Origin of the sequence: Nocardioides gansuensis, from assembly GCF_003076135.1 — a bacterium.
GTDB classification, from domain to species: domain Bacteria; phylum Actinomycetota; class Actinomycetes; order Propionibacteriales; family Nocardioidaceae; genus Nocardioides; species Nocardioides gansuensis.
Genome location: NZ_QDGZ01000003.1, coordinates 401,241 through 414,988 on the forward strand (window position 1 = coordinate 401,241; position 13,748 = coordinate 414,988).

General features: G+C 69.9%; 8 protein-coding genes. 6 read left to right on the forward strand and 2 right to left on the reverse strand.

Translation table 11 applies throughout. The annotated features are described in order from the left end of the window. The first annotated feature begins 23 nt into the window (after positions 1-23). The 6 genes from DDE18_RS08900 to DDE18_RS08925 all read left to right on the forward strand — a co-directional run bounded on the left by DDE18_RS08900 (position 24) and on the right by DDE18_RS08925 (position 11,562). Positions 24-200, forward strand: a complete 177-nt coding sequence (locus tag DDE18_RS08900) for a DUF433 domain-containing protein (protein WP_116571875.1) — start codon at positions 24-26, stop codon at positions 198-200. A gap of 170 nt (positions 201-370) precedes the next feature. Next, positions 371-823: a DUF5615 family PIN-like protein gene (locus DDE18_RS24245; protein ID WP_425437556.1), complete on the forward strand. Its 453-nt coding sequence runs from the start codon at positions 371-373 to the stop codon at positions 821-823. Positions 824-958: 135 nt separating this feature from the next. Then, the gene (locus tag DDE18_RS08910; RefSeq protein WP_116571876.1) at positions 959-4,792 is read left to right on the forward strand and encodes a CARDB domain-containing protein; all 3,834 of its coding nucleotides are present in this window, start codon (positions 959-961) and stop codon (positions 4,790-4,792) included. A gap of 19 nt (positions 4,793-4,811) precedes the next feature. After that, entirely contained in the window at positions 4,812-6,041 is a 1,230-nt protein-coding gene (locus DDE18_RS08915; RefSeq protein WP_116571877.1) for an SGNH/GDSL hydrolase family protein, read from the forward strand. Continuing rightward, entirely contained in the window at positions 6,041-11,218 is a 5,178-nt protein-coding gene (locus DDE18_RS08920) for an RCC1 domain-containing protein (protein WP_116571878.1), read from the forward strand. Before DDE18_RS08915 ends, DDE18_RS08920 begins: the two co-directional genes overlap by 1 nt. Positions 11,219-11,358: 140 nt before the next feature. Beyond that, positions 11,359-11,562, forward strand: coding sequence for a site-specific integrase (locus DDE18_RS08925; protein WP_116571879.1), 204 nt, complete (start codon positions 11,359-11,361; stop codon positions 11,560-11,562). Between the two features lie 567 nt (positions 11,563-12,129). Here the strand turns inward: DDE18_RS08925 and DDE18_RS08935 are convergent. After that, entirely contained in the window at positions 12,130-12,885 is a 756-nt protein-coding gene (locus tag DDE18_RS08935; RefSeq protein ID WP_116571880.1) for a zinc metalloprotease, read from the reverse strand. Between the two features lie 345 nt (positions 12,886-13,230). After that, a complete protein-coding gene (locus DDE18_RS24250) occupies positions 13,231-13,746 on the reverse strand; it encodes a MerR family transcriptional regulator (RefSeq protein ID WP_116571881.1) in 516 nt (171 codons plus the stop codon). Between the last annotated feature and the right edge of the window lie 2 nt (positions 13,747-13,748).

Sequence of the window (13,748 nt, forward strand, 5' to 3'; positions counted from 1 at the left end):
CTGGTCCGCAGGAGGTGCCGCCGATGACCGCTGCGAGGGTCGCACCAGAGCCCGTCCCGCTGCAGCGGGACCAGGCGGACCGGCTCATCGTCGTCGGCACGCGGGTGCCGCTCGACGTGCTGGTGGCCGCGTTCAAGCAGGGCAAGTCGCCGGAGGCGATCCACGACGCATTCGACACCGCAGCGCTGGCGGACGTCTAGGCCGTCCTGGCCTACTATCTGCACCATCGAGCCGAGGTCGAGACCGGCCTGGCCGAGCAAGAGCGCCTCGGAGATGAAGCGCAGGCCCGGATCGAAGCCGCGTTCCCGTTCCCACCCGAAGGTCTGCGCGCCAGACTGCTGGCCCTGCTGGACAACTGAGCGTCAGCCTCCTGGCCGACGAGAACTTCGACGGCAACATCCTGGCCGGTCTTCGACGCGCCGTCCCGGAGCTCGACATCGTGCGTGTCCAGGACGTCGGGCTCCGCACAGCCGACGACCCGACCATCCTGGCGCGGCCAGCAGAACGGAACCGCGCCCTGCTGACTCACGACGTCCGAACCATCCCCGACTTCGCGCGAGCGCGTCGCCGCCGGCCTGCCACTGCCCGGCGTCTTCATCGTGCGTACGGTGCTGCCGGTCGCGGTCGCGTTCGACGAGCTCGCGCTGATCGCCGAGGCCAGTCAGACAGAAGAGTGGCACAACCGGGTCGTGTACTTCCCGCCTCGGCAGGACGCCAGTGCTCACCGAGAACTACCCGGCTTGCTCGTCCGAATCGAGTCGAGCCGGCGGCAGAAAGTCCGAGTGACTACCTGTCATCCGGGAATCCGGGCCAGGGCGTGTAGCCCTTCCGGGTGCCCTGGTCTAGCAAATTGTCTAGGTCATCTGAGCGGTTTTCCTGGCCCCCCGATGTGCTCCTGTTCGCGCGGCTGGTAGGCCGGGGTCGTCGATTGCGTCCGCCGATCCGCTGTGAGGTCACCGTGAGCAGGTTCCGCTCGATTCTCGTCTGCATCGCCACCCTTGCCACGTCCGTCGTCGGGCTGTCCCTCGCCACTCCGACGGCCTCCGCCGACCCTGTCCCGCTGACCGCCGCAGTGACGCCCTCGGCGACGACGGTGCCCTCCGGGAGCTCGCTCACCTACGCGATTCATGTGGAGAACACGGGCGGCCAGCAGCTCGACGAGGTCGAGCTGAACATGCAGCTGAACGGCATGACCTCCTTCGTGCTGACCAGCACGGTCGGCTCGTGCAGCCAGTCGGAGAACCTCATCACCTGCCACGCCGGCTCCCTGGAGGGCTTCCAGGGCTGGGACGTCACGGTGCGGGGCACGGTGACCGCAGCGGACGGCACGACACTCCACAACGGCGCGACGGTGAACGCCACGCACAGCAGCAACACGCTCTCGGTCTCCGACCACACCGACGTCCTGGTGTCCAACGCGGTGACGACGCCGAAGCCCGACCTCCGGGTCTCGGTGCAGGGCCCGACCTCGATCGGCCCCGAGCAGGAGGCGACGTTCAACCTCACGGTGAACAACCAGGGCAACGCCCACGCAGTCGACGTACGGGTCGACACCACGCTTCCGCTGGGCTTCCAGTTCCTCAGCGCCACGGCCAACAGCCTGTTCACCTGCGCGATGGGCGCACCCCCGTCCCGCACCGTGGTGTGCACGGGCGGCCGGATCAACAGCGGCACGAACGCGACGATCACGATCATCGCGAAGTCGGCCGCGGACGCGGACGCGATCGAGCTCACGTCGGTGGTCGACCCGTTCGACGAGATCGACGAGCTCAACGAGCTCAACAACACCGGCTCGCTCCTCGCGCAGAACCAGGCTCCGCCGGCGCAGCAGGGCCTCACCATCACCAAGTCCGACGACAAGGACCCGGTGCGGCCGGGCCACCTGCTGACCTACACCATCAACGTCAAGAACATCGCCACGACCCGCGCCGACAACGTGGCCGTCGTCGACACCACCCAGGGCCTGGACGCCGCGAGCATCCAGGCGAGCACCACCAAGGGCGTGTGCACGGTCGCCGCACCGCAGGTGATCTGCACCCAGAAGAGCCCGACCCTGCGGCTCAACCCCGGCGAGACGATGGACATCACGATCACCGGACGCGTGGTCAACACCGCCGGCAGCCTGATCACCAACACCGCGACCGTCAGCGGCAACATCAAGAACAAGGGCGTGACCAACACCGCCAAGGCGATGACCACGGTCAACCCGGGCGTCGACCTGACCGTCGTGCAGCACGCCGTGGCCACCCACGACGACGGCACACCGCCGAACGCGTTCCGCGCGTGGGACCACTTCGACTACGAGATCGCCGTCGGCAACAGCGGGCTCGATGACGCCACCGACGTGGTGGTGCGCGAGAAGTTGGCCCCCGGCGTGGTGCTCGACCCGGCACAGCCGCCGACGGTCCCGGCAGGAGTGACCTGCGCACAGGTGGACAACGTGGTCACCTGCACCGGGCTCGACGTGCAGGGCGCGATCACCTCGGGCAACCCCAGCGGCACCGTCGAGCACCTCACCCTGCACGTGATCGCGCCGCCGGAGACCGGCGTCATCAGCGCCGAGGTCACGGTCGACCCGAACAACGTCCTCTTCGAGTCCGACGAGTCCAACAACGTCTGGGTCGCGACCGCGAACGTGACCACCGGCATCGACCTGACGGTCTCGAAGAAGACTCACCCGGAGGGCGCGACGTTCGCGCCCAGCAGCAACCTGGTCTACGTCGTCACGGTCACGAACCTCGGCACCCAGGACAGCACCGGCATCACGGTGCGCGACCTGCTGCCGGCCGGCACCCGGTTCCGCGAAGTGGTGGGCGACAGCAACTTCACGTGCAACCACAACGGGGCTTCCACCGGCGGCGTGATCGAGTGCGTCGGCGGCCGCCTGCGCGGCACGCACAACCACACCCTCGCCCCTGACTTCGCGACCATCACGATCCGGCTCTTCGCCCCTGCGCCCCCCGGAGCCATCAAGAACCAGGTCCGGGTGGATCCCGACGGCGAGATCGACGAGATCCGCGAGGACAACAACATCAACACCCTGCTGACCAACATCCAGATCGGCGGATGCTGCGTCCACCACGAGTTCACCATCGACAAGGTCCAGGTGTCCCCGGACCCGGCCGTGAACGACGGCAAGGCAGCACCCTCGGGCATCGTCAACTACGACCTGGTCGTGGCCAACGAGGGCAGCGACGTCGCCTTCGACGTGGTGGTCGAGGACCACCTGGCCGACGGCATGGTGTTCCGCCACGCCGAGGACTCCAACCCCGGCACCGGTGACTTCACCTGCCAGGCCGCCGGCCGCATCATCACCTGCACCGGCGGCACCCTGGACGGCTCGCTCGGACAGACCGCCCAGGCCGGGGACACCACGCGCACGATCCACGTGAGCGTCTTCGCCCCCGCGCAGCCGGGCAGCTACATCAACCAGGCCATCATCGACCCGGACAACACCCACCCCGAGGCCAACGAGACCAACAACCAGGACCAGGTCACCACGATCGTGGCCCTCGGCGGCGGTGGCTCGTACATCGACCTCAAGGTCGACAGCAGCCAGAGTGCCCCCGTCGACGGTGGCGGCAACCCGACCGACGTCGTGCCGAGCGGGAACCTCCAGTACACCCTGAAGCTGGAGAACGTCGGCACCGCCGTGGCGTTCAACGTCAACGTCCGCGACACCATCCCGGCTGGGGCGACCTTCCGCTCCGCGAAGGACCGCAACCCGGGTGAGGGCGCCTTCGACTGCGGCTTCAGCGACGGTGTGGTCACCTGCACCGGCGGCACCCTCGACGGGTCGAACAACGACACACCCGCGGCCGGCGACAACGTCCGGTTCGTCGACATCCTGCTCTTCGCGCCGCCCCAGCCGGGGACGTACACCAACCAGGCCGTGGTCGACCCCGACGGTGCAACCGCGGAGAACGACGAGACCAACAACTCCGACCAGACCGCGACCAACGTCCGGCTGTCCGGCGGCGGCAACTACACCGACCTCAAGGTGAAGAACATCGTGGTCGCCGGCGACGGGCTCAGCGACACCCAGCTCTCGGACGTGCCGGAGCCGCAGCCCGGACAGGCCTACAGCTACGAGGTCACCGTCGAGAACACCGGCACGGACCCGGCCTACAACGTCGCCTTCCGCAACGTGATCGACCCCGGGGTCCGGTTCGTCTCCGTGACGAGCCCGGGCAACGACTTCAGCTGCATCCACAGCAGCGGCGTGGTCCTGTGCGACGGCGGGGTGCTGGACGGGTCCAACGACCTCGACCCGACGTACGACACGCAGGCCACGGTCACCATCAACGTCAAGGCCCCGATGGAGCACGACCGGACCTATCCGCTGCAGAGCCGGATCGACCCTGCGAACACCACGCCGGAGGCCAACGAGGCGAACAACACGCTCTCCAAGAGCACGAAGGTGCTCAGCCAGGTCGACCTGACGATCAGCGACCTCACCACGAGCGGGAGCCAAGGCAGCGAGGGTGACGTCCGCTGGACCGTCAGCAAGGCAGGGGCAGGAGTGGCGTCGAACTTCGTCGTCACCGTCGAGCTCCCGGTCGGCACCATCCCGCTCAACATGAACTCGGTGCCCGACGGGTTCAGCTGCCAGATCGAGGAGAACCCGATCAACAAGGTCACCTGCCACGGAAGCATGGACTCGGGGACGTCGTCGGCCAACTTCGCGGTCAAGACCTACGTCACCGGAGGAGAGCAGACGGCCAACGGGATCGTCGACCCCGACAACAGGGTCGTGGAGAGCAACGAGTCCAACAACACCAAGACCTCCTGATCGGAGCCGGGAGCCGATCATGAGGAGCTGGCAGCGGAACGCACTGCTCGGGACAGCCGTCGCCGTCCTGATGGTCGGCGTGCCGGCGGCGGGGATGCCCCTCGTCGCCGGCGCCTCCCGGGTCCTGGCCGGTCAGGCCGCGGCGGACGGGGAGCTGCCCGACCCGGACCCGAGCTGCTCGACGGACATCGCCAGGCGGTACGTCGCCGGCGGCGACGGCGTCGTGCACCCGGCCAAGGACACCGACGAGGAGAAGTCCCCCAAGACGGACCGCTACCCGGACGTGCTCCTCAAGAAGCTCCAGGAGAAGCACCCGGGGCCGTGGTGCGAGTTCAACACCATGGACGAGGTCACCAGCGGCTCGACGATGACCGTGACCACCGACGCCTACCAGGACGACGGGAACCCGACCCAGCAGTCACAGGCGCACGCGCTCCGGCCACATCTGATCACGCTCACCCTGGGGCGGGACAACACCGGGATCCTGCAACACGTCACGACGTGCATGGACCAGATCCGGGACCACAACTTCCTCCAGGCCAACGTGTGCGCCCTCGCGGTCCTGGCCGCCGAGCCGGCGTGGACCAAGCTCAAGCAGGACCTCGCCGACATCCTCGGGAAGTACAAGACCCAGATGGACGGCAACCCCAACCTGGTCATCGCGGTGACGGGCTACTTCAACCCCTACCCGCAGGCGATCAAGGCGACACCCAACGCTGTGCAGCTGTGCAGCAAGCTCGTGGACACCATCCCCACCTGCACCGTCCGCTGGATGCAGCTGCCACCGGCACTGGTGATCCTCGACCAGGTGGTGAAGAAGCTCAACACCACCATCGAGGGCGTCGTCGACCAGTTCGAGGTCGGCGCCCAGGGTCGCTACTTCTTCGTGAACCCTTACGAGAAGTTCAAGGACCACTGCATGACCTTCAACGTGAAGATCTTCACCACGGTCTACCACCCGCCGAGCACCGTCGACGCCCACAACTCCGACAAGGACATCGGCTGCAGCGACACCTGGATCGAGGATGACGGCGACACCAGCACGGCGCTGCCTTCCTACCTTCCCCCCGCCGTGACCGGGGTGCTGCTCACCTACACGCAGATCACCACCAAGCTCGGCCTCTATCCGAACGCCCAGGGGCACAAGTGCCTGGCGTCCCTCATCTACGAGGCGAAGACCGCGGACGGCCTGCTGTTGAAGAACCGGCTCGGCATCGCCGAGGCTGCCAAGGAACCGGAGGACTGCTGATGGACGCCTCCGCCCGGACCCGGGACCTGCTGCTGCGATGCGTGGCCGCCGTGCTTCTGCTCGGCAGCGCCTTCGTGCTCCTCGACGAGCCCGCCCGCGGAGACATCGGTGAGGCGGCGGTCGCCGCCGTCGCGGACAAGCAGCGCCTGGTCGCCGTCGGCACCCAGCACACGTGCGCGATCACCGATGCCGGGGGAGCCGAGTGCTGGGGCGACAACAGCCTCGGCCAGCTCGGTGACGGCACGACGGAGTCCAGCACGTCTCCCCAGCAGGTCGTCGGGCTCTCCGGGGTCAAGCAGGTCTCGGCCGGTGCCCACCACACGTGCGCCCTGCTGCAGAACGGCACGGTCCGGTGCTGGGGCCTGGGCGGCAGCGGCCAACTCGGCAACGACGGCACCGGCGACAGCAGGACCCCCGTGCCGGTCGCTGGTCTCACCCACGCCAGGGAGCTGGCCGTCGGGGGCTTCCACGCCTGCGCCCTCCTCGCCGACGGCACCGTGAAGTGTTGGGGGCAGGACGGACTGGGCGAGCTCGGCGACGGCAACGGCGGCGACTTCCACGACACCCCGGTCACGGTGGCCGGGCTCAGCGGGGTCACCCGGATCGCGGCGGGCGAATTCCACAGCTGCGCCGTCCTGGTCGGCGGCACGGTGAGCTGCTGGGGGAACAACACCTTCGGCCAGCTCGGGGACGGCACGCTGGACGTCCGCGACACCACCACTCCCGTCGCGGGACTGCCCGACGCGGCAATGCGCCCGGCGCTTGCCGTCACCGCGGGCAACTCCCATACCTGCGTCGTGGTCGACAACCCGATGAACGCCTACTGCTGGGGTCTCAACATCGACGGCCAGCTCGGGCACAAGACGACCGTCGTGGACGGGCAGATGCGGCCCAGCACAACGCCGCTCGTGGTGCAGTTCGACGCCGACCCCAGCATACTCACCGAGGACGTCCAGACCCTTCCCGGCACGGCGACGGTCTCGGCCGGCGAGTTCCACACGTGCAGCCTGGTGAGCGGCACGGCATGGTGCTGGGGTCGCAACGACTCCGGCCAGCTCGGTGTCGACCCCAAGCCGGGATCTGGTGACGATCCGGCCTACGAGCCCTACGAGAACTCCACCTACGCGCTGGCCTCGCACGCCGTCGCGGCGGTCGTCGCCGGTGGCTACCACACCTGTGGCGTGGTCGGTGTCGGCGTGCGGTGCTGGGGCTTCAACTTCCACGGCCAGCTCGGCGGCTACCGCGCCGAGAGCGAGACGCCCGTCGAGGTCACCTCGCTGCAGGGCGCCCGCCAGGTCAGCGTCGGGACCGACTTCGCCTGCGCACTCGTCGACTCACCGCCCGACACCAGGCTGCCGCGATGCTGGGGCTCCAACCTCGACGGTCGGCTCGGCTCCGGTGCTCCGGTGTCCCTGACCACGATCGCCCGACCGGTCGACCTCGATCCCTCGGGCGACGACACCGCCGACGAGGTCGTGCTCGGCAACGGGCACGCGTGCGCCCGGCTCGCGGGCGCGACGACCCTGCGCTGCTGGGGCCGCAACGCCGACGGCGAGCTCGGGGACGGGACCACGTCGAACCGGTCGATGCCGGTAACCGGGGTCGGCAACGTCACGGCGTACGACGGCGGTGGGACGCTCGGCGCCCAGGAGGAGGGCTTCACCTGCGCCCGGCGTACGAACGGCACCGCCTCGTGCTGGGGCGAGAACGGCCGGGGCCAGCTCGGCGACGGCACGACCACGCAGAGCCGCGTCCCGGTCACCGTGCAGTACGACAGCGACCCCGCCGACGAGGACGTGGTCGAGACCGACCTCACCGGCGTGAGCACGGTCGCCGCGGGCGGGTTCCACGCCTGCGCGCTGCTCACCTCCGGGCGGGTGCGCTGCTGGGGCCTCAACTCGAGCGGACAGCTCGGCGACAACACCTTCACCGAGCGGCACCTGGCCGTGCTCGTCCAGGACGACGACGACCCCGACACGGACACGCCCCTGACCGGCGTCGTCGCCCTCACCGCCGGCGCGCGGCACACCTGCGCGCTGAAGTCCGACGCCACAGTGCGGTGCTGGGGCCGCGGCGTGTTCGGCCAGCTGGGGGACGGCGCTGGCACCGCCCGCAACAACGCGACCGAGCCGGTCAAGGCCGACGACGGGGCCGGCGGCGTCGCGGCGCTTGGCGACGCCGAGGACATCGCCGCCGGCGACAACCACACCTGCGCCGAGCGGGCCGACAAGGGCGTCGTGTGCTGGGGGGACAACTCCCAGAAGCAGTCCAGCGGGGGCAGCACCCACTACGACACAGGGGTCTACGCGATCCCGGCACCCCAGGAATCATTCCCCGGCGACCTCGTGCACTCGCTGTCCGCCGGGCGCCGCAACACCTGCGCGGCGATGATCGACCAGACCGTGATGTGCTGGGGCGACAACACCTTCGGCCAGCTCGGTGACGGGCTCGGCCGCCGCTCGCTCGCCGCCGTCACCGTCGGGGCCCTCCCGGGCATCGGCGGCAACCACGTCCCCGAGCCGGTCAACGACACCGTGACCACTACGCCCGGCACCGCGGTCACCATCGACGCGCTGGCCAACGACTCCGATCCCGACGGCGACACCCTGACCCTGCAGTCGGTCGGCAGTACGCCGATCGGGGACGCCCAAGTCGTGGCGGGTCAGGTCGAGTACACAGCAGGCCCTGGCTGCTACGACGAGACGTTCTCGTACGTCGTGTCCGACGGCCAGGCGCCGGTGACCGCCTCGATCACCGTCGAGATGAACTGCGCCCCGGACGCCGTCGCCGACGCCGTACACACCGCGGAGGACCAGCCGAAGGACATCTCCGTCCTCGCCAACGACTCCGACCCGGAGGACGACCCGTTGACCGTCTCGGTGCTCACGCCGCCCGCCCACGGGACGGCGACCGTCAACGCCGACAAGACGGTGAGGTACACGCCGGACGCGGACTTCTGCTCCGCGCCCACCGACACGTTCACCTACCAGGTGAACGACGGGCACGGGCACACCGACGCGGCCACCGTGACCGTGACGGTCGACTGCGGTGACGACGCCCCCGCACCCGGCGCGGACGCGGTGGCCACCCCCGAGGACACCCCAGTCGACATCGACGTCCTGGCCAACGACAGCGACGCCGACGGCGACACCCTAACCCTGGTCTCGGTCGCCGACCCGACGCACGGCACCGCCACGATCCTGGCCGGGAAGGTGCACTACACCCCGGACGCCGACTACTGCGGCCCCGACACCTTCGGGTACGTCGTCGGCGACGGCGGCTCGCAGGCGAACGGCAGCGTCGCCGTGAGCGTGACGTGTGCGGGCGACTCCCCGCGCCCGGCAACTGACCACGGCACCACCGCCGAGGACACGTCCGTGCTGCTTGATGTCCACGCCAACGACACCGACCCCGACGGGGACACCCTCACGCTCGGGACGCTTGGAGCGCCCGCGCACGGGTCGGTGGCCAAGGAGTCCGGCAAGGTCCGCTACACGCCTGCCGCCGACTTCTGCGGCTCGGACGCCTTCACCTACGTCATCGAGGACTCCACGGGGCTCACCGCGACCGGCATCGCCGAGGTCACGGTCACCTGCGTCAACGATGCCCCGGTGGCCGCCGACGACGCCGCGACCACGGACGAGGACGAGGCGGTGCACGTCCACGTGCTCACCAACGACCACGACGTCGACGCCGACACCTTGACGATCACGGACGCCTCGGGAGCAGCCCGCGGCACTCTCGCCCTGACGATGGTCGACGCCGTCACGTACACGCCGGAGCCGGGCTTCTGCGGGTCCGACTCGTTCAGCTACACCGCCAGCGACGGCACGGAGAGCGACCATGCCACCGTCCAGGTGACCGTCACCTGCGTCAACGACCCGGTCGTGGCCGGCCCTGTCGCCGACCGGAAGACGCCCTGGGGTGACCAACTCTCCGTCCCGCTCACCGCGACGGACGGCGACACCCCTCCCGACCCGCTCACCTGGAGCCTCGTGTCCGGCCCGTCCGGTGCTGTGGTGCTGAGCTCCGGTGAGCTGCTGTGGACGCCCACCGCCGCCCAGGTCGGGGAGCACCGGGTGACGGCCGCCGTATCGGACGGCGCCTCAACCGACGAGGTCTCGTTCCTGGTCACCGTGGAGAAGCGGGCGACCGCAGTCGCCTACGAGGGCGCCGTGGCCGGACAGGTCTCCGACCCTGCGGCGGTCACGGGGTTCCTGTACGACGCGTCGACAGGGCAGGCTCTGCCGGGCCGTCAGGTCTCGTTCAGTCTCGGTCCCGCGACCAGCTCGGCCACGACTGCGGCGGACGGGCGCGGATCCACCACGATCGCCGTCGTCACGCCGACCGGGGGCAAGCAGGTGACGGCCGCGTACGCCGGCAACGCGGCGTACCGACCCTCGTCGGCTACCGCGCCGTTCCAGGTGGCGAAGGAGTCGCTCACGCTCGCAACTGCCGGCCAGCAGCTCGTGCTCTCCACCGGGACGACGGCCGACGTCACCCTGGCCGCCGACGTGGCGGAGGACGCAGACGGCGCGTTCGCCGGCGCCCTGGGCAAGGTGCAGGTCGCGTTCCGCAACGCCGAAGGGAGCCTACTGTGTAACGCCGCGGCAGCGCCGACGACTGCGGGCCGTGCCCGCGCCTCCTGCTCGGCTGCACTACCCCTGGGTGCGCGGGCGGTTGTCGTGACCGCCAGCAGCCCGACCTACGCAGGTGTCGCCGAGGTCGGCGTAGCCACCCACGCGAACACCGGATCCGGACACGCCGCCGCGGCCCTGGCGACCGACAGCCGCAGCGCCGGCTTCCGCGCTGTCCCCGTGCGGCGCTCCGCGCCGACGGGCAACGCGGTGGCGGTCGTGCCGACGCTGACCGGGGTGGCGATCGTCGAGGCGTCGTCGCTGTCCACCCTGGCCACCGAGTGCAGCGGGAAGCCGAAGGTGTGCTCCGCCACGGTGCTCGCCGACGGGGCCACGATCCGCGCCGTGGACCTCGCGACCGGCGCGGTCGGGCCGGCAGCACCCGCCGCCTCGCTCCGGCTGGACGTGCGGGATGTCGCGGAGCCCGGAACGGGCGTGGACACGTGGGCACTCAGCGTCACGGGTGGTGTCACGGACGCCCTCGGGACGCCGACGAGCCAGGTGGTCGTGGAGCGCGGCAACGCTCGGGTGATCCCCTAGGAGCACCCGAGCAGGCGCCTCGGCACGGTGAGCGCGCGTGCCCTGACTCCCGTGCGGACGCCCCGACCAGCACCCTGTGGCGGCCGCCGACGACCCCCCAGCGCTCCACGGCGGCGCCCCAAGCGGGCACCCTGGACACCGTGGAGGTCCGGCAGATCCTCGCCCACATCGACCGGAGCACCGCCAAGGGCGCCCGGGCCGCCGCGCTGATCCTGCTCGGCTACGCCGCCGCGCTGCGCTGCTCCGAACTGGCCGCCCTCACCCTCGCCGACCTGGAACCCCGGCCCGGCGGCCTGCTGCTGCACCTGCTCGCCACCAAGACCGACCCCGACCGCCGCGGCTAGGTCGTCGGCGTCGCCCCCCGGACAGCACCGGGCCACCGACCCGATCACCGCCCTCGGGGTGTGGCTCGCCGTCCGCGGCCGCGCCCCCGGCCCGGTGCTGACCAGCTTCCGCGGCGTCCACGGCAGCGGCCGGATCCGCCTCGACCCGATCTCCGCAGTCGCGGTCGCCGACATCGTCCCCGAGCGCGCCGCGGCCGCCGGCCTCCCCGCCGACCGGATCACCGGGCACTCGCTGCGCGCGGCCACGCCACCACCGCCGCGGTGGCCGGCGCCGGCGTCGACCGGATCGCCGCCTAGACCGACACCGGCGCCTCGCCGTGCGGCTCGAGGGCTACATCCGCCCTGCCGACGCCCTGGCGACCAGCACCAGCACGCACCTCGGCCTGTGACCACTCGACGCCGGGACGTGCCCGGCGCGGGCCCGGCGCAGGATTCACTTGCCGGAACCGGCGCACTGGCCGGGTCGGCGGTGCGCTCTCGGGGGTGAAGATCTCGCCCTCGGTGCCGTCGCGATGGACTCGGACGGGCGGAAACCGCCGGTTCCCGCTGCGAGCTGGACTGTGCTGGTCAGTTCGCCCAGGTCACCTCGGTGACGACCAGGTTGCCTCCACCGAACTCGCGGACGAAGGTCGAGTGGTGGTCGTCAGGGGAGCGGTGGATCTCCTTGCCCCAACTGGAGACGTCCTCACCGACGCGCGGCAGCTTCCCCGAGGAGGTGCCGACAGTCGAGGTGGAGTCCAGGTGCGCGTAGATCGACTCGAGCTGCGCGTAGTCGTGGGCGTTCGGGCTGGTGCTGTTGGGGTCCTGCGAGTAGTCCATGCAGGTCTGCTGGCTGCTGCCGTCCTCGCTGGTGTGGCCGAGGCCGAAGGCGTGGCCGATCTCCTGGCACATCACGTGGGCCCGCTGCTCCGGGGTGTTGTACTGCGCCATGGAGAAGTAGGTGTCGTTCAGCTTCGTCGTGCCCGCGGTGATGTGACTGCCCCCGGTGATGTTGATGGAGGCGAGCCCCAGCCAGCCGTTGCGGCCGTAGGAGGCGTTGCACACCTCGATGCGGCCGGGCGTCGGGTTGCAGCGCTTCGGGTTGGTCGTACCCGCCGTCTCGACCAGGTCGAGCACCGAGGACTGACTCCACTCCGAGATGGACCGGTCGAGGTAAGCGTCCCAGCTGGCGGTCACGTTGTCGGCCACCACCAGGGTGAAGGGGTTGCTGGTGCGGGCCCAGTGGTAGTTGCCCCAGCTGTGGTCGGCGGTTGCCGGCGAGGCGAGGGCAGTCACGGCCAGAGCGGCGGTGGCGGCAGCGGCGGCGAAGCGGGTGATTCGCATGTGAGGCTTCTCCAAAGGGGTGGCGGCACCGCGGGTGGCGCCGGAGAGGCCAATTATCAGCGCCGGACTGCTGGTCAGGGTGCGGAATGCGAATTCATCGTGATCCAGGTGCATGAACGTGCACGGGGAAGGGGGATCAGGAATTCGGGTGGAACACCATCTGGTCGCCCGGGGCGCCGAAGTGACATATTCAGACCGGGGCAGCCAACGGGGGAGCAACGACACTCTGAGGCACCTGGGAGAAACCCTGATGGGCGCGAAGGGTCGAACTCCTGCAACGTTGCTGGCCGGTTGCGAGCACGGAGGCAACGCCTCGTGTCGGCCATCTCAGCGGGTTCAGCGACGTCAGCGTCGAGAGTGCTTCACCCCGCGGGGCGCGAGCTCGAGCTGCACCATCTGAATGTCGCCGGAGGGCACGCAACATGAGAGGTCCGTCCGACACTCGGCAGCCGGCGGCGATGCCTCGAGCTTCGACCTTACTTCGTGGAGCTGCCGCGCGAACTCTTCGAGCTCGTTGATGCGCTCGGCTATCTCGGCCTGTTTCTCGTCGATGAGCAGGCCGACGCGATCGTGCGCGCCCGCACAGTTCGCACCACCCCACACGGGGAGGAGCTCGGCGATCTGATCGCAGCTCAATCCCATTCGTCGGGCCCGATGCACGAAAAGGAGGTGGGTCGCTGAATCCTCACCGTAATCGCGGTATCCCGATCCGGTGCGGCCGGGAACACCAAGCAGCCCAATCCGCTCGTAGTAGCGGACCGTTGAGGTGGGCACGCCCACTCGATCCGCGAGTTCTGAGATCCGCACCCACCCACGGTAAACCCGGAACTGCGGTGCAAGGTCAAGGACTTGACCCTGCATAC

Coding starts and splice junctions, on each gene's coding strand:
- DDE18_RS08915 (WP_116571877.1), top strand. CDS start 4,812: ATGAGGAGCTGGCAGCGGAACGCACTGCTCGGGACAGCCGTCGCCGTC.
- DDE18_RS24250 (WP_116571881.1), bottom strand. CDS start 13,746: ATGCAGGGTCAAGTCCTTGACCTTGCACCGCAGTTCCGGGTTTACCGT.
- DDE18_RS08900 (WP_116571875.1), top strand. CDS start 24: ATGACCGCTGCGAGGGTCGCACCAGAGCCCGTCCCGCTGCAGCGGGAC.
- DDE18_RS08935 (WP_116571880.1), bottom strand. CDS start 12,885: ATGCGAATCACCCGCTTCGCCGCCGCTGCCGCCACCGCCGCTCTGGCC.
- DDE18_RS08920 (WP_116571878.1), top strand. CDS start 6,041: ATGGACGCCTCCGCCCGGACCCGGGACCTGCTGCTGCGATGCGTGGCC.